General features: G+C 63.4%; 14 protein-coding genes and 1 tRNA gene. 8 read left to right on the forward strand and 7 right to left on the reverse strand.

The genetic code is table 11. From position 1 onward, the window contains the following. Positions 1-3 precede the first annotated feature (3 nt). Positions 4-177: a DUF1328 domain-containing protein gene (locus tag AC3IR3_RS19000; RefSeq protein WP_489194434.1), complete on the forward strand. Its 174-nt coding sequence runs from the start codon at positions 4-6 to the stop codon at positions 175-177. 812 nt (positions 178-989) lie between these two features. Beyond that, positions 990-1,838, forward strand: coding sequence for a hypothetical protein (locus tag AC3IR3_RS19005; protein ID WP_489194435.1), 849 nt, complete (start codon positions 990-992; stop codon positions 1,836-1,838). Positions 1,839-1,916: 78 nt separating this feature from the next. Here the strand turns inward: AC3IR3_RS19005 and AC3IR3_RS19010 are convergent, their stop codons facing one another. Then, on the reverse strand, positions 1,917-5,210 hold the full coding sequence (locus AC3IR3_RS19010; RefSeq protein WP_489194437.1) for a TonB-dependent receptor: 3,294 nt from the start codon (positions 5,208-5,210) through the stop codon (positions 1,917-1,919). 157 nt (positions 5,211-5,367) lie between these two features. Here AC3IR3_RS19010 and AC3IR3_RS19015 point away from each other — a divergent pair, with 157 nt between their 5' ends. Next, positions 5,368-6,114 carry a hypothetical protein gene (locus AC3IR3_RS19015; protein WP_489194440.1) on the forward strand — a complete coding sequence of 249 codons (747 nt, stop codon included), beginning with the start codon at positions 5,368-5,370 and terminating at the stop codon, positions 6,112-6,114. A gap of 86 nt (positions 6,115-6,200) precedes the next feature. On the opposite strand, the gene AC3IR3_RS19020 is transcribed toward AC3IR3_RS19015, so the two are convergent. Both AC3IR3_RS19020 and AC3IR3_RS19025 read right to left on the reverse strand, forming a co-directional pair. Beyond that, positions 6,201-6,277 (reverse strand) — tRNA-Arg (locus AC3IR3_RS19020). Between the two features lie 110 nt (positions 6,278-6,387). Continuing rightward, positions 6,388-8,280, reverse strand: a complete 1,893-nt coding sequence (locus AC3IR3_RS19025) for a M61 family metallopeptidase (protein ID WP_489194442.1) — start codon at positions 8,278-8,280, stop codon at positions 6,388-6,390. A gap of 244 nt (positions 8,281-8,524) precedes the next feature. Here AC3IR3_RS19025 and AC3IR3_RS19030 point away from each other — a divergent pair, with 244 nt between their 5' ends. Next, on the forward strand, positions 8,525-9,139 hold the full coding sequence (locus AC3IR3_RS19030; RefSeq protein WP_489194444.1) for an outer membrane protein: 615 nt from the start codon (positions 8,525-8,527) through the stop codon (positions 9,137-9,139). Between the two features lie 235 nt (positions 9,140-9,374). Here AC3IR3_RS19030 and AC3IR3_RS19035 read toward each other — a convergent pair whose 3' ends face one another. From AC3IR3_RS19035 to AC3IR3_RS19050, 4 genes are all read right to left on the reverse strand, one after another. Further along, positions 9,375-10,886: an amino acid permease gene (locus AC3IR3_RS19035; protein ID WP_489194446.1), complete on the reverse strand. Its 1,512-nt coding sequence runs from the start codon at positions 10,884-10,886 to the stop codon at positions 9,375-9,377. A gap of 101 nt (positions 10,887-10,987) precedes the next feature. Continuing rightward, positions 10,988-12,028, reverse strand: a complete 1,041-nt coding sequence (locus tag AC3IR3_RS19040; protein WP_489194448.1) for a glycerophosphodiester phosphodiesterase — start codon at positions 12,026-12,028, stop codon at positions 10,988-10,990. A gap of 77 nt (positions 12,029-12,105) precedes the next feature. After that, entirely contained in the window at positions 12,106-14,415 is a 2,310-nt protein-coding gene (locus AC3IR3_RS19045) for a TonB-dependent receptor (RefSeq protein WP_489194450.1), read from the reverse strand. Between the two features lie 174 nt (positions 14,416-14,589). Beyond that, positions 14,590-16,317, reverse strand: coding sequence for an alkaline phosphatase (locus AC3IR3_RS19050; protein WP_489194452.1), 1,728 nt, complete (start codon positions 16,315-16,317; stop codon positions 14,590-14,592). A 74-nt stretch (positions 16,318-16,391) separates the two neighbouring features. On the opposite strand from AC3IR3_RS19050, the gene AC3IR3_RS19055 reads away from it, so the two are divergent. From AC3IR3_RS19055 to AC3IR3_RS19070, 4 genes are all read left to right on the forward strand, one after another. Then, positions 16,392-18,368, forward strand: coding sequence for an alkaline phosphatase family protein (locus AC3IR3_RS19055; RefSeq protein ID WP_489194454.1), 1,977 nt, complete (start codon positions 16,392-16,394; stop codon positions 18,366-18,368). A 202-nt stretch (positions 18,369-18,570) separates the two neighbouring features. Then, complete coding sequence (locus AC3IR3_RS19060) at positions 18,571-20,565, forward strand: bifunctional 2',3'-cyclic-nucleotide 2'-phosphodiesterase/3'-nucleotidase (protein ID WP_489194456.1); 1,995 nt, start codon at positions 18,571-18,573, stop codon at positions 20,563-20,565. 342 nt (positions 20,566-20,907) lie between these two features. Then, on the forward strand, positions 20,908-22,056 hold the full coding sequence (locus AC3IR3_RS19065; protein WP_489194458.1) for a homoserine dehydrogenase family protein: 1,149 nt from the start codon (positions 20,908-20,910) through the stop codon (positions 22,054-22,056). Further along, on the forward strand, positions 22,050-22,997 hold the full coding sequence (locus tag AC3IR3_RS19070) for a homoserine kinase (protein ID WP_489194460.1): 948 nt from the start codon (positions 22,050-22,052) through the stop codon (positions 22,995-22,997). The genes AC3IR3_RS19065 and AC3IR3_RS19070 overlap by 7 nt, the downstream gene beginning before the upstream one ends. The last annotated feature ends 1 nt before the right edge of the window (position 22,998 follow it).

Genomic DNA, 22,998 nt, shown 5'->3' on the forward strand with positions numbered 1-22,998 from the left:
ACCATGCTGCACTGGGCCGTCGTATTTTTCGTCGTCGCCATCATCGCCGCGGTTTTCGGTTTCACCGGAATCGCAGCGGGTGCGGCGAGCATCGCGAAGATCCTGTTCGTGGTCTTCCTGATCCTGTTCGTCCTTTCGCTGCTGTTCGGCGGCTTGCGCCGCGGGCCGAAAATATAGACGACAGGTAAGCGTGAGTTGTAACGGAAAGCCCCGGCATGCCGGGGCTTTTTTGGTTCCTCACGCATTAGCGGGGACGGATTGAGGTGTTTCGTCGAGCTTCGATCGAGGACAGCCGTCTTACACTTGTGCGTTTGGGAGGCCGCGACCGGGTTGGCCCTTGGGGCCTTCGGCGCCGTCCCTGCGGGAGCGGGCCGTAGCGCCGCTTTCGCTCGAACGGGTCATCGCGGCCCTCGGCTAAGGCGGCCCCAAGGGCCAACCCGGCCACGGCATCGGCGACTGCGGTTTGTTGTGGACAGAGCGCGAGCCAAGCACGTGAGGGGGACCGGACCGGATACGCTCACCACCGGTCATGCGTCACGCGCTGCTTTCCCCCACGTCACCGCAACCTCCGGAAGAGCCGTCGGCCACCGCCCTCGACGCGACTTGCGGAACCGAGCGCGGCGGGCGGAAAAGGCCCGAAGGGGGCGGACCTGGACGGTCCGCCGTTTTCGCTGAGGCATGGAGGCCGAATCGAAAACCCCCGCCCGCCGCGCGGGCGCGACGGGGCGCAGCCATCAGACAAAAGCCGCGCAGCGGCTATCCCTTCCCGAGCGACGGTGGAGACGGAGCGTCGAGGGCGGTGGCCGACGGCTCTCCCCGAAACGTCCGAACGCGAACGCGATGGCAAAGCCGAGCCCTACCCGACCATGCGTGAAGAGCCTGTTTTCAGGAGCGAGGAAGCCATGGCGGTGCAATAAAAGTACGCCTATCATCCGCGCTGGACTCGCCTACCGGGTTGGCCGGAGTCGCTCCAGGGGAAGGAAAACTCGATGTCATTGAATAACGATGGGCGCGGCAAGCGCCTGGGATCTCTTGCGGCTCTGGTACTGGGTGCATGCGCACTGACCGCCTGCACCGGCAACAACGCACCGGCGACAACGGCGGCAACGGCGGATACGAATACGGCCGTACCCAAAGACGGTGGCAATGCCTACGAACTGGTCATGCAGCAGCGCACCGACCCGGTCCACGGCGAACGCGTAGCGATGCGCATCGCCTACGATATCTGCGTGGAAGGCGCCAAAGCGCTGAACCAGCCGGTAAAACCCTTTCCCGCCGATCCGGCCGATCCGGCGGTCGAACGGAACACGGTGATCACCGACGGTCGCTCGTATGTCCGCAAGACCGAGCAGTTGTCCGACGCGAATACGGAAAAGATGCAGGCCGAGCAGGGCTGCGAGTTCAGTATCTGGCCGGTCACAACCGAAACCCTGATCACGCATCAGGGCAAGATAACGCGCGTAAAGCGCGACTACGACGGCAAGATCACCACGGAAACGGACGACGACGTTCTGTCACAGGTAGCCGGATCTCCGCAGGACAACAGCCATTTCTCCGAGCGCCGTACAGTCAATGGCGTCAATCTGCGCTGCATGCCGAAGGACGATCCCGCGCTGGCCACCCTCCTGAAGGCTACCGGCACGCAGGATCTTTGCATCTACGAAAAGGATGGCCAGCTGCTTAACGCGGATGGGACAGACATGGTGCTGTACTCGCGTGTGACCCAACCCGTCCAGATCGGCGGCACCTCTCACGACACCATCGTCGAGCCGGTATCGCTGAAGCGCCTCGATCATGTAGACCCGGCCACATTCGATCCGGCCACGTACTCTCGCTAAGCAGATGGCGCCGGGACACCCGGCGCCGCGGAAACGCTCTGCGGGAGCGCTCTCAAGAGCGCTCCCGCACGTCATGGATCAGAACGTGTATCGCGCCGTGATCTGCAATGACCAGCGCGACTGCGCGCGATCGTCTTCGGTCACATACGAACCCGGGTTGTAGTTTCCCTTGCTGTCCAGCGGCAAGGCATACACGTACTTGCCTGTCGCCGGATCGACGCCTGCGAAATTGGCCAGGCTGCGCATATACGGGTATCCGATATCGCGCACCTGACCCCAGCGCTTGTTGAGCAGGTTGGTGACGTTGAAGATATCCAGCCGCAGTTCGCCCTTGTTGCCCTTGAACAAGCCCGGGATTTCCTGCCGGATGGCCAGGTCGAGTTCGTTGACCCAGGGCGAATGCGCGCCGTTGCGTTCGGCGACGGTGCCTTCCCGACCCTTCAGATAGTTGTCCTGCCCCATGAAGCGGTAGAACTGATCGATCGCCGCCTGTTTCGTTCCGGCCTGGAACAGGACGTCGCCCGGCTTCGGGATATACGCAAGACCCATCGGCCAGGAGGTTCCCGTGGCGTTGATACCGCTGACGTCGTTGCCGAACACCCAACTGAACGGCTGGCCGGTGTGTCCATCGTAGAAAGCCGAGACACTGGTCGTGTAATCGCCGAAGAAACGATGCTGCCAGCTCAGCGACGCGATGATGCGGCGACTGATTTCGAAATTGCTGTGACCGACGGCATCGGCATTCGGATTGAACACGGCATCGTTCGCCCAGGTACTGGCGGCGACCTTTTCATTACCCGAACTGACGTCCTTCGAGCTGCCGAACACGAAGCCGACCGATCCGGACCAGTCGGAGTCGGCGGTAAACGGCTTGGCCAGCTGCAAGGTGCCGTACGTCGCCTGCCCCTGACTCGTATTGCTGAGATAGATGACGTTGCCGAAGCGCGGATCGCGATTGGCTCGCGCACCCGCGCAGACACCCGTGGGCGTGGCACAGATCGCCTGCCCCGTCGGCGTCTTGCCGACACTGCGGAACGCATTCGGATCGGTCGTCGTCCAGTAGCTCGAGCGGCCGTCGGGCAGCACGCCCGTTGCCGCACCGAGGTTAAGGTCCTGGAAACGGACGGCGTTCTTCGTCTCCAGATGTTCGACCTCGGCGGTCAGCACCAGGTTGGACCAGGGCAACTGGTGATCGAAGCCCAGGCTCGCCTTCCATACCGTCGGCATCTTGAAGTTGCCATCGGTCACGTCGACTTCCGGCGAGCCACCCTTGCGCACGTTGGACGGAATCAGCGGATTCAACGGATTGGCCGTGAAGCCAGTGCCGTTGGACGACGAATAACTCGTCAGCGACAAGCCGTTATTCGTATACGGGTTGGACAGCCACACGCCCGGAGGTGCACCTTCGGACAAACCAATACCTCCGCGTAGCTGGGTCGGGCGTTCCGCGTCGAAGTTGTAGTTGAACGACGCGCGCGGTTCGATCACGCCGTTGCCGTCAATCGTCGCGTTATTCGGATAACCCGGGAACGCACCGTTGAAGGTCGGATTGTTCAGCGGCGCGCTACTCACCTTCGGCAGGTCGTAACGCAGTCCGTATTGCAGCGAAAGATTGCCGATCTGCCACGTGTCCTGCGCGAACAGTCCCCACTGCGTCAGATTCCAGCGAGCCGCGATGCTGTCGAGATTGCCATCGGTGGGCTGGTAAACCGAGTAGCTGAAGTAGTTCTTATTGGCAAATGCGTCGATTCTCGGAAAAACATAGGCACCGAACTCGGTACGGCCGAACAGGTTGTAGAACTCGTCGCGCTGATAATCGACACCGGCCTTGATCGCATGATCGCCCACGAACCACGTGCCGGCGAAGAAGCCGTTGTAGCTCTTGATGCCGAGAATATTGTAGTGACGAAACTCTTCCTCGCCGAGGTTCACGAAGGGACCGGTAATCGTGCTGCCGTTCACTACGCCGTTCGTATAGACCTTGACCTGCGGCTGTTGCGTCTGCACCGTGGGCGTCGCGTCGTACTTCGAATACGAGAACGCCGCCTCGGTGGAGAACGATTCGTTCCAATCGTCGTAAGCGTTCAGCACCCACTGCGAGTTTTCGCGATGCTTGGTGAACCAGTAGCTGGAAAGGCTCAGGCTGGGCGACGTCGACGACGTGCTGTAGCCGTTGAGGTTCGGCTGTTCGCTGTTGACCTTGTCGTAGCGAAGGCTCAGGCGGTGACCGTCCGCGATATTCCAGTCGAGTTTGAACAGGCCACGCTTCTCGTCCTGATCGGCACCGGCCGCATTCAACGTGCCGGGATTCATGCCGAGATGGGTCGCGATCTGCGAAATGCGATCGATGTCGGACTGGCTGATGGGCACGATATTGCCCTTGCCCGAACCGAGCGGCCCGAAGTTGGGCGCGGGTGCCAGCGTCTTGGACTTCTCCACGCTGGCGAAGAAGAACAGCTTGTCTTTGATGATCGGACCGCCGAACGTCGCGCCACCGGTCCACTGCCGCGTATAGCCCTTGAACTCGGCACCGGCCTGGTTATCGCCGACCATGTTTCTGGCGTTGCGGTAAACGTAATAGACCGAACCGTGGAAATCGTTCGTACCGCTTTTCGTCACGATGTTGATGTTCGCACCGACGGCGCGCTTGTTCGCCACATCGTAGTTCGCGGTGGAAATGTTGTACGCCTCGATCGCGTCCAGCGAGATCGGCTGGTTCAGCGCCGGCAGGCCGTTGTCTTCGAGACCGAACGAGTCGTTCGTCGGTACCGAGTCGATCGTGATGTTGTTGTAGCGGCTGTTCTGACCAAGCGCGGAGATTTCGCCCTTGCTCTTATTCGTCACCGTGATCGCGGGATTCAGGCGTGCGATGTCCTGAATCGAGCGATTCGGCACCGGCAGCATCTTCAGTTCCTGCTGCGATACCTGCGTGCCCATGCCCTTGTTGTCGGCGGTGAAGATCTGCGCCATGGCGACATCGCTGGCATTCGCACGCACCTGCACGCCTTCGAGCTGCGTCGCACCGGTCGCGGCAGCCGCGACGATCAGGTCCAGGCTGGTGTCCTGGGCCAGTTGCAGATAGATATCGTCGCGCTCCGCCGTTCCCGAGGCGGTCTTCGCCGTCACATCGAACGGACCGCCGACACGCAATCCCTGCGCCTTGTAGCGGCCGCTGGCATCGGTGGTGACGACGCGCGTGGTACCGGAAGGCACGTGCACGATGTCGACCGTGACACCGGCGGCAGGTGCGCCACTGGCATCGAGTACGCGTCCGCTCATGGACGACGAGGTGTTCTGCGCATAGGCCGTACCGGCCATAAGCAACGACGCGATGGCTACCGAGAGCCAACGCCTGCGGATATGTCCCTGCATTCCCTTCCCCAAAAGTATTCCGTGAATTCCCCTGCCCCGTTGTCCGGGGACTAGTCGCGAACCTTAAGTGCCTAGCGTGACGGAACGGCGACAGGCCAGATCGTGAAGTGTGTCTACTTTCACAGAACCGGCAGGCAAACAGATGACGAGGTTCGCCATGCTTTCAATCCATGTAACTTCGGTCACCGGAGAGGCGTCGCGACTGTCGCGCGGGCTGCTTCATCTCAACGTTGCAGCGCAAGGAGCGAACCGCCAAATGCCGAAGAACTTCCCTATAGCGACCAATATGGGCGTTTCATTTGGTCAGCACTACGAAAGGTCGTCGCTGAATCCTTCCGCGAAACTGCATTCCGGCATATGCCATGGCCTTGCTCTGGCATGGATCAGGAACGTGCATACCTGGTCGGAGTTTTCCGAGAGAACCATCCCCTCGCGAACAGAGGGTGGATTGATGCATAACATGGTCAGCTACGGCTTCAACACGAGACGCCATGCCACAAGTGCGGATACACGAACCACATTGCGGGAAACGGCCACCGCGGCTTACGAAGCCGATCCCGACACTGTGTCGGAAATATTTTCCGAGCTACGCGACAAGTACACCATCCTCGGCTTCGTCGACATAATTTACTGCGGAGCGAAATCTCCCTTCGATATCGTCATGTTCCTGCACTCCGAGATTTTTCCAGGCGGCAATATCAATACGTATCTTCTTATATCCGGCGGACACGTCGTGGCCGTGGCATTGAGTCCCACCGAGGTGGTCTATTTCGACTCGAACTACGGCATGAAAATCTATAGCCGCGAGGAAGGAGTAAAGAGGATGACGATTTCGCGCGATTTTGAGAATGGGCTCAGGAACTATAGCCACAAACGCCTTGCGGTCATAAAGATCCGCTACTGATAAGTGGTGCGAGGCCTGGCGACCCGCAACCGGCTACAGCGACGCCACCCTATGAATGGTGGCGGCTCGCATAGCGACGTGGGAGATGGTGCGCCCGGAGGGATTCGAACCCCCGACCAATGGCTTCGGAAGCCACTACTCTATCCGGCTGAGCTACGGGCGCAGGTACAGCGGACGCGTAGTGTAACGGAGATGGGTAAAGAGGTGTAGAAGCGGCCCAGGCGCCATGGCCTCCAACGAAAAACGGCGCCCTTTGGGGGGCGCCGTTCGTACTTACTTCGCCTTGTAGAGCTCGCCCAGCCAGTCGGGCTTGCTCTTTTCGCGTTCCAGATGCGGGTACTTCAGGCCTTCGTGGTAGTCGACCTTGATGGTCTTGTACTCGTCGAAGTTCTTGACCAGCAGTTCGATCGGCGCCTTGTCCGTCTTCGCCGCCGTCACCGCGTCCTTCAGCACGTCGCCGGAGAATTCCTTCCCGTTGACCGCGACCAGGTGCATGCCCGGCGAGAGGCCGGCGTTGAAGGCCGGACCGTCCCAGCGCACGTCGGAGATGTCGCCCTTCGCGGATACCGCCACACCCATCGAGTAGGTCAGGTCGGCAAAGCTGCGACGCGCCTCGAAGGCCTTGACCGCGTCGGACGGCTTGTCGGTGTAGACCAGCTTCCAGCCGCCGCGTTCGATACCGTCGATCGGGCCCTTATGGCCGTCGATGCGCTCGCGCAGATAGGACGCCCAGTCGTACGGAGCGATACCGTTGAGCGTGGAAACCACGTCCTCGAACGTATACGGATTGACCTTCCAGTCGCCGTCCTTCATGCCGAAGAAGGCCTTGGCGAAATCGTCCAGCGAGCGCTTGTTCTTCGTCAGTTCGCGCAGACGCGTGTCGACGTCGAGCCACACCATCTGGCCGCCCGAATAATAGTCTTCGCTCATCTGGTAGTTGCGATAGGACAGAGGACGACGCTGCGAGATCGTCGGATCGTTCGTCGTGTCCTGGATGTTGCGCCAGGACAGGCCCGGACGGCCCTTGTCGTACGTGGCGGCGACGAAAGCGAGCATGTCGCGCGCCTGGTCCTGGGTCATCAGGCCCGAACGGGCGGCGACGACATTGCCCCAGAACTGCGTCTGGCCTTCGTAAACCCACAGCAGGCTGTCGCCCATCGGGACGTTGAAGTTCGGCGTCGCCAGATCGGCACCGCGACGGTATTTGCCGTCCCAGGAATGGTTGTATTCGTGCGCGAGCAGGTCGCGGCCGAGCCAGTTCTTTTCCCACTCGGTGAAGTAACCCGGCGCAGCGCTGTTTTCGCTGGAACGGTGGTGCTCCAGACCGATGCCGCCGAGCTTATCGGTCAGCGCCAGCAGGAAGTCGTAGTGGTTGTAGTGGCGTGCGCCGTACAGCTTGTCCATCTGCTGGACGAGCTTGCGATGGATTTCCAGCGCTTCAGGCTTGATTTCCAGCGACTTGGCGTTGTCGGCCACGATGTTCAGGTGCACCGGCGAGCGGCCGTTCGGATCGAGGTCCACGCGCTTGAAGTACTTGCCGGCGAAGATCGGCGAGTCGACGAGATTGTTGAAATCGATCGGCTTGAACGTCACGGTGCTGCCGCTCTGGCTGGCGACTTCGAGCGCGCTGCCGAACTGGAAACCTTCCGGCAGCTTGACCGTCGGCTCCACCTGGATGCGGTCGGCGTTATAGCCGGCCGGGTACAGGGAGACCTGGTTCCACTGGACGTTGACGATTTCCGGCGTCATGACGACGCGGCCCTGGCGGGTGTCCTGCGGCGTCAGCGTCTGGAACTCGACGTCCACGCCCGCGGCGCCTTCCGGCACGGTGACGTGGAACGCATAGACGTTCAGCGGATCGCGTACCCATTCGATGCGCTTGCCACCGGCCGTGACCACCAGGCCCGCGAACTGATCGATGGGACCGCTGGGCGAATGGTGGCCCGGAATCCACTCCGGGAACAGCAGCGTCAGCGGACCGGCCGGCGCGGGAATCGTTTCGCGAACACGCAGGATGCGGTGATTGAGATCGGTGGCGTCGACGGCGATCTTCAGGGTGCCGTTATAGGCGATGTCCTGCGGGGCGGGCACATCGGCATGAGCCGACGACGCGCCGATGCCGGCAATAGCGGCCAGCAGCGCGGAGGCAAGGATGGTGGCTTTCAATGGGGTCTCCTAATGGTGCCTGGTTGCGCTCAGTCATCCTTGCGCGAGCTCGAAGGTCGCGCGGCCGGGTATCCCCCCGCGCAAGCGATCGATCCTAACGGCAGCACCCGTCCGCCCCACCCTGCCATAGGTCACGACTTACGCACTTGCCCGCCATCCGCGGATAGAATGCCCCGCCCGCCGAGTGCGGGAATCCCGGCAAAGAGGTCGGGATACTCGATAAAACAGGGAACAGGGACTAAACATGCAAAAGGTACTGCTTTCGGTGGCTGCGGCCGCCGCGCTTTCGTTCGCCTCGTTCGGCGCGCATGCCGCCAGCCAGGGGGCCTTCGTCAATGCTTCGGTCGGTAGCTCGCGCTACGACACCAGCGGCGACGACTTCTTTCAGGACAAGACCGATACGGCGTACGGCGTCGCCATCGGCTACCGCTGGGCCGTGGATGCGCCGTTCTACCTCGGCGTCGAAGGTGGCTACGCGAACCTCGGCAAGATGACCGGCAGGTACAACTACGGCCAGGTCGGAGTGACGACCTCGCTCAAGGCGGACACGATCCTGATCGGCGGTAACGCCAAGTGGGAACTGCCCTCGTCATGGTTCATCACCGCGCGCCTGGGTCTGGCGCACTCGAAGTCGAAGCTTCGCGCCGACGCCTATGCGGGTTCCGCAACCGCCAGCGACAGCGTCTCGTCGACCGACAACGGCATCTACGCCGGCCTTGGCTTCGGTTACGACTTCACGCCGAACCTCGGCCTCGCGGTCACCTACGACCACTATTCGATGAAGGCTCAGCACATCATCGGTACGAAGCAGACCGTGAACTCCGGCGTGTTCGGTGGAACGCTGGAATTCCGCTTCTGATAGCGGCTGTTCCGTAATGCACAAAACGGCCGCTTTCGCGGCCGTTTTTTTCGCGATATACCTCACCACCCATCATCGTTCCTGCGCAGGCAAGAACCCACTGCGGCGCACAGGGTTTTAGCGATTTCGTCCGATCGTGCTTTCAGAGCGCGATCCGGCGCGCCACGCCCCAAACATACGCGTTCGCCCTGGGCCCCTGCCTGCGCAGGGGCGACGGTGAGGACGTCGACAGGCGTCAGTCCGGCTTGCCCAGCTTGCTATGCCGGATGCCATACGCGAAGTACACGATCAGACCGATCGCCATCCAGATCGCGAAGCGCTCGAACGTGATCCACGGCAAACCGTAAATCAGCGCGGCTGAGAACAGTATGCCCAGCGGTGCCACGAACCATACGGCGGGCGTGCGAAATTTGCGCTCAAGTTCCGGCTTGCGCACACGCAGCACCATCACCGATGCGCAGATCAGGATGAACGCACTGAGCGTGCCGATATTCACCAGCTCCGCCACTTCGCCGATCGGCAGCAAACCGGCAACCAGCGCCGTGAAAATGCCGAGGATCATGGTCGGACGCGCAGGTGTGCCGAAGCGCGGATGCACGCGCGAGAACCACGCGGGCAGCAAGCCGTCGCGCGACAGCGCGAACCAGATGCGCGCCGCGCCGAGCATGAAGGCGAACAGCACGCTGATAACGCCGATGACCGCGGCCACGGCGATGACATTGCTGAGCCACGGCAGGCCGATGGCGTTGAACGCGTCGGACACCGACGCTTCGCCGCTGAGCGTCGCATAAGGAACGATGCCGGTCAGCACCAGCGACACGGCGATATACAGCACCATCGCGACAGCCAGCGACAACAGCACCGCACGAGGAAGATCGCGCTGCGGCTCCTTCGCTTCCTCGGCGGCGGTGGTCAACGTGTCGTAGCCGAAGACCGCGAAGAAGACGACGCTCGCACCCGTCAGCACACCGTGCCAACCGAAGTGGCCGACGCCTTTGGCGTCGACGATGCGCTCGGGAATGAACGGGTGCCAGTTGGCCGTATTGATGAAGAATGCGCCGACACCGATCACGAGCATCACGCCGATGACCTTGATGCCGACAATCACCGTATTCAGGCGGGCGCCCCACTCGGTGCGGACGGAAAGCAGGATCGCGACCAGGATCGAGATACCGGCCGCGATAACGTTGAAGCGATGACCGTCGGTCGGACCCGCGACCGGATCGGATACCGGGATACCGACCGCGCCGAGTCCCTGCTGCCAGAAGTAGCGCATGGTGTCGGGACTCATGCTCTTCTGCGCCCATTCGGGCAGATGCACGCCCGCCGAGGCCATCAGCACCTGGACGTACCCCGACCAGCCGATGGCGACCACCGCCACCACCAGTGCGTATTCCAGCAGGAGGTCCCAGCCGATGATCCACGCCGCCCCCTCGCCGAGGACTGCGTAGCCATAGGTGTAGGCACTGCCGGTAACGGGGATCAGACCGGCGAATTCGGCGTAGCACAGGGCCGCGCACGCGCTGCCCAGGCCGGCGATGATGAAACTGAGCGCCACGGCCGGGCCGGCGTTGACCGCCGCCTGCTGGCCGGCCAGCACGAAGATGCCGACGCCGATGATGCCGCCGATGCCGATGGCGGTGAGCTGCCACAGACCGAGTACGCGGCGGAAGTCGCGACGCGCACCCACTTCCGCCTGCAGCTGCTCCACGGACTTGTGGCGCGTGAATTTCTGAAACACCGACATCGGGCAACCCTTGGGTACTGGCAATCGGGCGATGATAGCCAATCGCGCGGATCGGGGTTTCCGACGATCCTCAAGGCCGCCGGGCGACCAGACATACGGATCTAGCGGGCAAGGGCTTTCCGGCCGATCGCGGGATCGTCGGTAAAGAACGCATCGATACCCGTGGCCAGGTAGGCACGGATTTCCGCGATCGAGCCCGCCTCGTTCCGCGCCGCGTCACCGTCCGCGTTGCGGAAGTTGCGCGCCAGGAAATGGTTTTCCGGGCGGAAGGTGTAGGGATGTACCTGAAGACGCGCGGCGTGCGCATCGCGCACCAGCGCCGAGGGTGTACCGAGGGAACCATCGGCGGTCAGCGGAATGATGCTGCGGACGGACGGACCGATCGCGTCCGCGTATGTCGCGACCTCTTTCAGTCCGGCGGGCGTCATCATCACCGCGTAAGTCGGTGCCGTCCGGTCGGCGGGATGCGCATCGGGACGTTCCATCAGCTGGAGCAACGTCACGTTCGGATGCGTCTTGCCGAGCTTGCCGCGCAGGTATTTCAGGTTGCCGACTTCGAAAGACTGGATCTCCACCGGCGCGGTGCGGGTGTACGTATGCCCATCGATCGTCGCGAGCGTCCTGTCTTCCATCGGCAAACCGATGCCGGCGAAATACGTCGAATGCTTGATCTCCGGAATGATGCCGACCACCCGTCCGCGTGCGGCCGACTCGGCCGCGACGAAGTCGATGATCTCGTCGAAGGTCGGCACCTGGAACTGGCCGTCGTAGTGCGCGTTGTCCGTGCGGATTTCCGGCAGGCGTTCGCGGGCGCGCAGCGTTTTCAGCTCGGCGAGCGTGAAATCCTCGGTGAACCAGCCGGTGACCGACACGCCGTCGATGGTCTTCGTCGCCCGCCGCGCGGCGAATTCGGGATGCGCCGCGACATCGGTCGTACCGGAGATTTCGTTCTCGTGCCGGGCGACCAGCGCGCCGTCCTTCGTGGAAACAAGGTCGGGCTCGATGAAGTCCGCACCGTCCTCGATCGCTTTTGCGTACGAAGCCAGCGTGTGCTCAGGGCGCAACGCACTGGCGCCGCGATGCCCGATCACGAGTACTTTGGCGGCCAGCGGCTTGTCGGCGGCTTCGACCTGGACGGACATGGCGAGCGTTCCCACAAAAGCGGCAAGAACGCAGGAGGATAGACGAATCGACGTGCCCATGACGCGACCGGCCATCGTCAGAAATCCGCCGACAGGGTGACGAAGCTCTGGCGCGGCGCGCTGGCGTGGAACGCGAGGGCGCGGCCCGCCGGATCGGTACCGGCGAACGCCGTGAGGTTGGACGCGTAGCGCTTGTCGGTGAGGTTCGTCACGTTCAGCGCCAGCGACAGGTCCTTCAGGCCGATCGTCGGACCGAAATCGTAACCCGCGCCGAAGTCGAAGGTCGTCGCACCGGCGACGCTCTGGTCGTTGGTATAGGTGTAGTAGCGCTTACCGGTGAACTTGCCGCGCAGGCTCGCGAACCACGGGCCGTTGCGCCAGCTGAGTTCGCTCGCGAACATCCTCTTCGGCGTATCGACGGTGGTCTTGCCCTTGACCGGAACGACCTGGCCGTTGGCCACGTAGTTATCCTCGTAGGTCGAATGGTTGAACGAGGCCGAGTTGTACCATTCCAGGCCGCGTATCGGCTTCCAGATAAAGGTGAATTCCGCACCGCGGCTCTTCACCGAACCGACGTTCACGAAAGCCGTGTTGCACTCCGGACGCGTACCGACTTCGATGCTCGGGCAAGGATTCAGCGACAGCAGGCGATTGTCGAAGCGAACGTCATAGACGGCCACAGACGCCTCGTAATAACGGCCCGTGCTACGAAAACCGCCGTCCCATGTGCGGGACTGCTCGGGCTTCAGCGCACCCTTCGTCCCGTCGAACGCGGCCTGACTTACCGAAAGCGGACCGCCGGCACCACCGCCCTGGAACGCGGCGATGTTCTTCGCATAGGACAGGAAGAGTTCCTGACCGGGCGCCAGCTGATAGGCCGCGCCGATCTGCGGCAGCAACGCCTTGCCGGCGTCGATCCGGCCGTTGGCGTACGGGCTTTCGACGCCCGGCTGTTCGCGCGCCGTCATGCTGGTATGCGGGCTTTTAACGCCCACGTCGATGCTGAGCCTGTCATTGAGCAGCTTGAAGCTGTCCTGCAGGTAGGCCTGTTTCGTTGTAATGACATAGTCCTGCGCGAACAGGCGGCGATCGGGATCGGTCAGATAATGGTTGTCGCTGATCGGGCCGTCGATGTAATAGAAATTGCGCTCGACGTGATGATTGTTCTTTTCGTACCAGACGCCGCCTTCCAGGCGATGGCCGCCGATCTCATAGGTCAGGGACGCGATCGCGCCATTGCGGTTGATCGAGTAGTTGGTGCTGCGGATCGAGATCGGCAGCTCTTCGGGTGTGCCCGGATTGGACTTCTGTCCCGGCGACCACCAGTGACCCTGGCCGGCGTCTTCATGGTGATAGACCTGCGTGTGCAACGTGACGCCGTCGGCCACCGCGAAATCGCCGGCGATGTAGTACAGATCGTCGCTGCGTAGCGCACGGCTCTGATAGTACGCATCGTCGATATTGTCGACGCCACCGGAGAAACCGCAGCGCGCATCCTTTACGCCGCCCTTCGTGTACGCGGGCGCACAATAAGCCGCGGCAAGCGCGCGCTTCCAGTCCGGCGCGTAGAGATTCCAGTCCCAGCCGAGACCGCGCTGCATGCCGCTCTTCGACAGATAGGCGTAGTCCGCCTGGCTGGTACGCGACGTATCCGCGAAGGCCGTGATGCGATTGCCTTCGCCGAATTCGTAGACCGCCTTGCCGTTGAACTGCTGCGTGCTGGTCGGGGAGTTCGGCTGCGCCCACATGTCCGCACCGGCATGCACGCCGGACAGGTACATGGAGAAGCCGTGGTAATCGCCCGTATCGATGCGCGCATAAGTCCGACGGTTGTTGTCGCTGCCGAAGGTCTGCGCAACCTTGCCGCCGAAGATCTTCGCCGGATCGGACGAGAAATACTGGATCGAGCCGCCGAGGTTGCTGGTGGAAGGCGTACCGAGCGAACCGATGCCTTCCGCGAGCTCGACACTGGTGAGGTTCTCGGAAATCAGCGCGCGACTGATATTCAGGCCGTTGTAGTTGCCGTAGGCGTTATCGCCCAGCGGCAGACCGTCCATCGTGTATCCGATTCGCGTGGCGTTGAAGCCGCGCAGGGTGATCGTCTGCGATTCTTCGTTCGCGCCGAATGCATCGTTCGACTGGACCGACACGCCGGGCAGGCGATTCAACACTTTCTGCGGACTGGTACCGGGCGGCAGCACCTGCTGGTCCTGCGGCGTGATGCGCTGGACCTGCCGCGTTTCGCCCTGACCGATGACCGACACCGCTTCGAGCTGCTGCGCCTTGTCGGTCTTGCTATCCGTCGTGGCGGGCACGTCCTGCGCGTGAACGACGCCCCCGAGAGAAGCGGCGAGGGCAAGAACGAGAATACGGCGCTGATACATCATCGGTACAACTCCATCGGCCGCGAACGGCCTTTGTCACGATTGAAGAGAATCGCGACAGAGTGGGGCGTGGATGTGTACGGACTCTTACAGCGCGGTTGCAATGAGGGACGAGTGTGACCAACGACACCGTTGTTGTAGGAGCCCGCAAGCGGGCTCCTACAAAAAGCGGGCGGCTTAGTTCTTTTTCAGCCACGCCTCGTACGTCGGCCGGTTTACCGGCACGCCGTCGGCGTTGCAGCTGCCTAGCTTGCATAGTTCGGCACGAATCGTCGGCGCGTGCTGCACGATCACGTGGAAGATCGCGTTCTCTTCCAGCTCGCCGTGGAACGCGGCGGCGCCGGGACCATGCGCGAAGATCGCCACGTCTTCGCCGCCATGCGTTTCGGCTTTCATGGGATATACCGACTCCTGCATGTAATCGGGTGCCGTCGTGTCGACATGCGTCAGGTCGGGCCGGCCTTTCGTTATCCCGGCATACGTCTTCGGATTGTGCGGAAAGCGCTTGCTGCCTTCGGGCTGAAGGTCGGTCGCACCCGTGTAACCCGGACCATTGGCGAAGGTCAGCGTCGTATACGGCTGACCGGCGGCATCGCGGGCCATGCCACCGCCACCTTCCTCGTCGTAGCTGTCGGTGGCACCGCGCACCAGGCCGAGGATCGGATTGCCGCGCGTCGGGTAGCCTGCGAAGGCCATCGTATGGCTGTGATCCGCCGTGACGACGATCAGCGTGTCGGATGCATCGGTGTTATCGAATGCCGCCTGCACGGCGTCGGCCATGGAGATGGTTTCGTCCAGTGCGCGATACGCGTTACCGGCATGCAGGGCGTGGTCGATGCGGCCGCCTTCGACCATCAGGAAGAACCCATTGGGATTCTTTTTCAGCACCTTGATGGCGCTCGCGGTCATTTCCGCCAGGCTGGGTTCGCCGGCTTTGTCTTTCGGTCGATCGTGCTCGTAGTTCAGATGCGATGGCTCGAAAAGGCCGAGCACATGGGTGGTCTTCGACAGGTCGAGCGCCTTGAACTGCGCTTCGTTCCACACGTACTCGCCGCCCGGATGCTTCGCCTTCCATTCGGCGATGAGGTCGCGCTTGTCCAGGCGCTGACCTGCCTTGTTCGGATATTCCGGATCGGGGACACCGGCAGGCAGGAATTCGGTCCGACCGCCGCCCATGGCGACGGTGAGGCCACTGGCGACAGGGAAGTCCACCAGCTGCGCCGCGAAATCCTTGCAGCCCTGCGCACGCGCGCTTTCGGGAATGTCGGCATCGACTTCCCAATTACGCTCGGGCAGGTGGCCATACGTTGCGGCCGGCGTCGCATGCGTGATGCGTGTGGTGGTGACGGCACCGGTGGCCATACCCGCGGCGGCGGCCAGTTCGAGCGTGCTGACCAGCTCCTGCCCCTTCGAGGCGGCGCAATCCTGCCGCTTCGGCACCTGGGAAATACCGATGAAGCCCGCGCGGGTTTTCACGCCGGACATGATCGAGGTCATCGTGCCCGCCGAATCGGGCGTCTGCTGGTCGGTTTCGTAGGTGCGGCTGAGCGCGCTGAACGGGAATTTCTCGAAACTCAGCCGGTAGCTTTCGCCGTCCACGCCCTTCAGCTGGCCCGCACGGATATGCGATGCCGCGATGGTCGGGATGCTCATGCCGTCACCCAGGAAGACGATGACGTTCTTCGCCCGCTGACCGCCGGCATTCGCCTCGCGCGATGCCTGCGCGGCCTGTGCCGCGCCGTTGCGGAACCACCATTCCGGGGTTTCCTGGGCAGGGCGTTGAATGGCCGGTACATCGATGGCGGCCGTTGGCGTGTTCTGCGGCGCGGACGTGGCACAGCCCGCGAGCAGCGTGATGGACGCGCTCAGCAGGCCGAGCCGGAGACTCGTCGGAGTGGACTTCATGCAAGTTCCTTCGATTGTGACAGCCCGGGAGGGTACCGCCCCGCGCACTCAAACTGAAACATAGGTGAAGGACCATGGCCGATTGCCCGCTATCCTCCCTGCCAATGACCTCGCTCCGTTCCCTGCTCGTCTGTCTCGCCGTGGCCGTCGCCGCGGTATCCGCCACAGCCACCGCCGCACCCGCGCGGCGCGTGGTCGTCTTTGTCTGGGACGGCATGCGCCCGGACGCCATCAGCGAAGACGACACGCCGAACCTGAAGGCGCTGGCGGATCGCGGCGTGTTCTTCGCGGACAACCACGCGACGTATCCGACCTTCACCATGGTCAACGCGTCCAGCTTCGCGACGGGCTCGTTCCCGGGAACCATCGGCTTCTTCGGCAACCGCTTCTGGGCACCGGGCGGCAAGGGTCTGGATGCAAAGGGCGGCGCGATCGACTTCGCTTCGCCGGTCTATACGGAAGACTATGCGGTGCTCCGGGCGTTGGACGAACACTATGACCACGAACTGCTGCAGGTACCGAACCTGTTTTCGCGCGCGCAGAAAGCGGGGCTGAAAACCGCCGTCGTCGGCAAGTCGGGCCCAGCCTTCCTGCAGGATTACCACGAAGGCGGCGTGATCCTGGACGAAAACGTCGCGCTGCCGCTGGCCTTCGCGAAGCGCCTGCAGAAAGCCGGGCGTCCCCTGCCCGCCAACACCGTCAATGCCTATCCATCGGACCGTTTCTCGCTGGAACCGGACCATGACAGGCCGACCGCGCAGGCACAGGTAGTCACGCTGAAAGACGGCGTCTCGTCCGACCCGACCGACGGGGCAGGCACACCGTCGACCGCGTCGAATGCGTATCTGATGGACACCTTCCTCGGCTATATCCTGCCCGTCGAGAAACCGGACGTGAGCTTCGTCTGGCTACGCAATCCGGATGCGACCGAGCATCTCTACGGCGTCGGCTCGCCGGACTTCCATGTCGCATTGCGCGCGCAGGACGAACTGCTGGGCAAGCTCGAAGCGAAGCTGCGCGAACTGGGACTCGACACCGATACGGATCTGATCGTCGTGTCCGATCACGCGCACAGCAACATCGCGGGACCGGCCGACCTGTTTCCCTTGCGCGGCGTCAATGACGGTCGCGTCGGTGGCATCGATGCCGACTGGGGCTATTCGGTGTCCGGTGCGGTGCGACTCGCCGATGAAATGACCCGCGCGGGCTTCACTGCATTCGACGGTTTCGGCTGCATCCACGCACCCGTGATGTCGGGCATTCGCGCCGATGGCACGCCATTGCGTCCCACGCGCTACGACGACGATGGACGCCTGTGCGGCAAGCCCGGCCCGTACACGACGCCGTCGTACAAGTTGCCCGCCACCCTGCCCAAAGGCGCGTTCGTCCTCGCACCGAACGGCGGCAGCGAATATCTCTACCAGCCCGAGCACGACGCCGCGCTCGTGCTTCGCGCGGTGCGCTTCCTGCAGAGTCGCCAGCCCTTCGGCGCGATCTTCGTGGATCAGCGTTACGGACATATTCCGGGCACGCTGCCGCTGGCCAGCGTGCATCTCGAAAATCGCCGTTCGCCCGACATCATCGCCAGCTACGACTACGATGCGCATGCCGTCGTCCAGGGTTTCCGCGGCACGCTTTACAGCAGCATGTCGAACGAACGCGGCATGCACGGAAGCTTCAGCCCCGTGGATGTGCACAACACGCTGATCGCCAGCGGCCCGCATTTCCGTCGGGGCATGCGCGACGAATTGCCCAGCGGCAATGTGGACCTGGCGCCGACGCTGGCGAACATCCTTGGCGTGAAGCTCGACAAGACGGACGGCCGCGTACTGAGGGAATCGCTGGAAGGCGGCGAAGGCAGGGCGATCGACGCGTACCGTGTCTCGCCCGCCGACGTGCGGACCGACGAGGCGACGGGTCTGTCGATGCAGCGCATCGACGGCAGCGCATTGCCGGCCACGACGTATCGCTTCACGTTGAAGACGAAACAGCTGGAAGACGGCGGCCGGAAGTACATCTACTTCGACGAGGCGAAAGCCGAGCGCCACTGAGCCTGCGCAATCCGCCCGGTGGGAGCGGACTTCGTCCGCGAAAGCCAGATCGCGATACCGCTCGACAGATCGCGTCGCAAACATGCTTTCGCGGACGAAGTCCGCTCCCACCGGGTATCGAAGCACCGTATTGCCACAAGCGAACGATTGCCAATCCTGTTAGCTTGCGCACCCAATGGCCCTATTCCTACGGAACGCCCCCATGTTCAGACCCATCGCCCTGGCCACGCTATCGGCCGCCCTGCTTGCCGCATGCGCCGGCACACCATCCGGCAAAGCCGCCGCACCAGCCGCGGCGCCACAGGGCGCACGTGTCGACCTCGCTATTCTGGAGACGACCGACGTGCATTCGAACGTCCTGAGCTACGACTACTACAAGCAGAAAGACGACCCGACGCTGGGCTACGAACGTGTCGCGACGCTGATCCGCAACGCGCGCAAGGAATTTCCCAATACGCTGCTGTTCGATAGCGGCGACACAATCCAGGGCACGGTGCTGGCCGACTATCAGTCGACGGTGAAACCCGTGGGTTGCGACACCGAGCTTGCGATGTATCGCGCGATGGACGCGCTCGGTTACGACGGCGGCACCGCTGGCAATCATGAGTTCAACTACGGCCTGGCATTCCTGTCGCAGGTCACCGGCACGCCGATGAATGTCGACGGCGGCAGCGACAAGGCCTGCGCCGGCCCGCATTTCCCGCTGGTGCTGTCCAACGTTTACAGCGCACGCGACGGCAAACCGATCTTCAAACCGTGGACGATCGTCGAAAAAACGGTCGCCGCGACGACGCCCGACGGCAAGATCGTCAACGTGACGCTACGCGTGGGGATCATCGGCTTCACGCCGCCGCCGATCATGGACTGGGACAAGCGCAATCTCGTGGGCAAGGTCACCGTCGACGGCGTCGTCGAAGCCGCGAAGCGCTACATGCCCGAACTCAAGGCACAGCATCCCGACCTCGTCGTCGCGATCCTGCATGGTGGCTTGAGTACCTCGCCATATACTCCGAAAGAAGAAAACGGCGGCTGGTACCTGGCCGGTGTACCGGGCATCGACGCACTGCTGCTGGGTCACTCGCATACCGAATTCCCCGGCCCCCATTACGAGGGCATGGCCGAAGTCGACGCGAAGCGCGGCATTGTCCGGGGCGTGCCCGCCGTGATGGGCGGGTTCTTCGGCAAGGATCTCGGCGTCATCCGCATGAAACTCACGCGCGAGAACGACCAGTGGGTCGTCGATCGTGCCGCGAGCCAGAGCGAAGTGCGTCCGATCTGCGCGAAGAAGAACGACTGCGTCGCACCCGATCCGTCCATCGCACCGCTGGTGCGCGACGCACACGAAGCCGCCGTTGCGTATGTGAACACGCCGATCGGTAGCAGCGACCATCGCATGAGCAGTTTCTTCGCGGACGTTGGCGACATGTCGGCGTTGGCGGTGGTTAACGCCGCGCAGCGCGACTATGCCAGCGAGGCGATTGCGCGCGAACACCCCGAGTGGAAGGACGTGCCCGTTCTATCGGCCGCCGCCGCGTTCCGCACCGGTTTCGGCGGACCGGAAGACTTCACCGATGTAGCCGCCGGCCCGCTGACCATCCGCAACGCCGCCGACCTGTATTTCTATCCGAACACGCTGGCCGCGGTGAAAATCGACGGCAAGGGCCTGAAAGCGTGGCTGGAAAACAGTGCGCAGCGCTTCAACCGCATCGATCCGAAGGCCACCGCCGCCCAGCCATTGATCGGACATAAATTGCCCGGCTACAACTTCGATCAGATCCAGGGCGGCGTCCACTACGTCATCGATCTGTCGAAGCCGGAAGGCGAACGCATTGTCGACCTGCGCTACAAGGGTAAACCGGTGAAGCCGGACCAGCCCTTCATTGTCGTCACCAATAATTATCGCGCCAGCGGCGGCGGCAACTTCCCCGGCCTGGACGGCAGCAATATCGTGCTGAGTGCGCCGGACGGCAATCGCGAGGTGGTCATTCACTGGCTTGAGGCGAAGAAGGCGTTGAAGCGCAGCGATGTCGAGAAGACCTCGTGGCGGTTCGCGCCGCTTAAAACGGCGGGTGAGGTGACCTTCGTGTCTTCGGCCGGCAAGGAAGACGTCGCCCGGGAAGCTGGTCTGCGCAATATCCGTCAGTTGAAGGACAACGGGGACGGCACGGCGGTTTACGCGATCGATTTGTCGAAGTAAGTACCGGACGCGAATGGTGACAGTGAGGGGGAGTGGCGCGATTCGCTCCCCCCTTCGCTTGACAGCCGACCCTGCACCAGCCTAAGTTCAACCCATGTATCTCCCCGCCCACGCCCATAGCTCCAAGCCAGCCGTCCATACGGCGGGCCAGCTCGCGTCCGGCATTCGCACCATCACCGCCACGTCCACCACGACCACGACGACTACCACCGTCCTGGGACGGGAGCACGTGCGCGACTAGGTTTCAGTCGCAACCGGCCCCGCCCTCGCAAGGGATGGGTCCGGTGCTCGGCACACGAAACTTCTCCCACGCGAACAGGGGCCTCTCACCGGAGGCAACCCGTGTCCAGCGTCATCGCAGCACCCGAAAGTCCCTATCTTCGCGCTCCGCGGCGCGCGTTGGCGTCCCCACTCGTCGTCCATATCGGCGTGATCGGCCCCGGCAAAGTGGGCACCGCCCTGCTTGCCCAGCTCAAGGACGCAGCCCCCCGGCTCCTCCGCGATGCTGGCCTGTCCCTGCATCTGCGGGCCGTCGCCGACAGCAGGCACATGTGGCTGGACTGCGACGACGAAGCCCTCAACGGCCGCGCCCACGGCGCGCAGACCTGGCGCCCCGCCGACCTCGGCGCCTTCGCGGCGTACGTGCGTGGCGAGGGTAATGCCGTGGCGCTGCTGGCCGATTGCAGCGCCAGCGATATCGTGGCGGACCACTATCCGGCCTGGCTCGGCGCGGGCATGCACGTCGTGACCCCGAACAAACGCGCAGGCAGCGGCGATATCGCGCGCTGGCACGCCATCCACGAGGCGGCCGCCGCCGGATCGGCGCATTTCGGCTACGAAGGAACGGTCGGCGCCGGGTTGCCGGTGATCCAGACGCTGCGGGATCTGCTCGACACGGGCGACGAACTGGTCGCCGTCGAAGGCATGCTGTCGGGCACGCTGGCCTGGCTGTTCAACCGCTACGACGGCAGCATGCCCTTCTCCGCGCTGGTGCGCGAAGCCCATGACCTGGGCTATACGGAACCGGACCCGCGCGAGGACCTCTCCGGCGTGGATGTGGCGCGCAAGCTGGTGATCCTGGCACGCGAAGCGGGCCTGAAACTCGCCCTGAAGGACGTGCGGATCAGCAGTCTCGTCCCGGCACACCTGGCGGACGTGTCCCGCGACGAATTCATGGAAAGAATCGGCGAACTCGACGGCGACATGATCGTCCGCCACGCCAGCGCCGCGGCAGCCGGCGGCGTGCTGCGGCACGTGGCGAGACTGGACCGGAGCGGCGCGTCCGTCGTCCTGGAGCGCGTGCCGCGCGACCACACGTTCGCCAATGCGCGCCTGACCGACAACGTGCTGCGTTTCTCCACGCGCCGTTACTGCGACAATGCACTGGTCGTGCAGGGTCCGGGTGCCGGTCCGGAAGTCACGGCCGCGGCGGTCTTCACCGATCTGCTGCGCGTGGCCGGCGCGATGGGAGTAAAACGATGCGCATGCTGAAAGAAACCTTCTCCGTTCCGCGTGCCGACATGGCCAGCGCGGAGGCCTTCGCAAGCGTCGGCAACGTCGGCATCGGCTTCGATATTCTCGGGCACTGCGTGGCTGGCGCGGGCGATCGCGCCGACGTGCGGCGCATCGACGAACCCGAGGTCCGCATTGCCGGCATCGACGGCGTGGTCCTCGACCTTCCGCTGCGCGCCGAAGACAACACGGCCGGTGCGGCACTGATCTCCCTGCGCCGCGCGCTCGACCTGCCCTTCGGCTTCGAACTGACGCTGCACAAGGGTATCGCGCTCGGGTCCGGCATGGGTGGCTCGGCGGCTTCCTGTGTCGCCGCGCTCGTCGCCGCCAATGAATTGCTCGACGAGCCGCTGTCGCGCGAAGCGCTGTATCCATACGCGCTGGATGGCGAAGCGGTGGCCAGCGGCAGCCGCCATGGCGACAATCTCGGCCCCATGCTGCTCGGCGGACTGGTGCTGTCCACGCACGACCGGCTCGTCCGTATTCCGGTGCCCGCCGAATGGCATTGCGCGCTGGTGCATCCGCATTACGTGCTGGAAACGCGACGCGCCCGCGCGGCGCTGGCCGGTTCGTACGAACTGGGCAACTTCGTTGCGCAAAGCGCCAATCTGGCGCTGGTCCTCGCAGGCTGCTATCGCGGCGAAGCGGCGTTGGTACGCGAAGGACTTTCCGATGTACTCGTCGAACCGCGCCGTGCGCCACTGATTCCCGGTTTCGCGCAGGTGAAGCAGGCCGCGCTGGACCATGGCGCGATGGGCGCCAGCATTTCCGGCGCGGGACCGAGCGTATTCGGCTGGTTCGAGGATGCGGGCAGCGCGGGGCGCGCCTCGCTCGCGATGGCCAGCGCGTTCGCCGATGCCGGTTATGCCAGCGACAGACTCGTCGCCCCCGTCGACGGCCCCGCCGCCAGGGTGGGTTGAC

This window comes from Luteibacter sp. GL_149, from assembly GCF_057834065.1.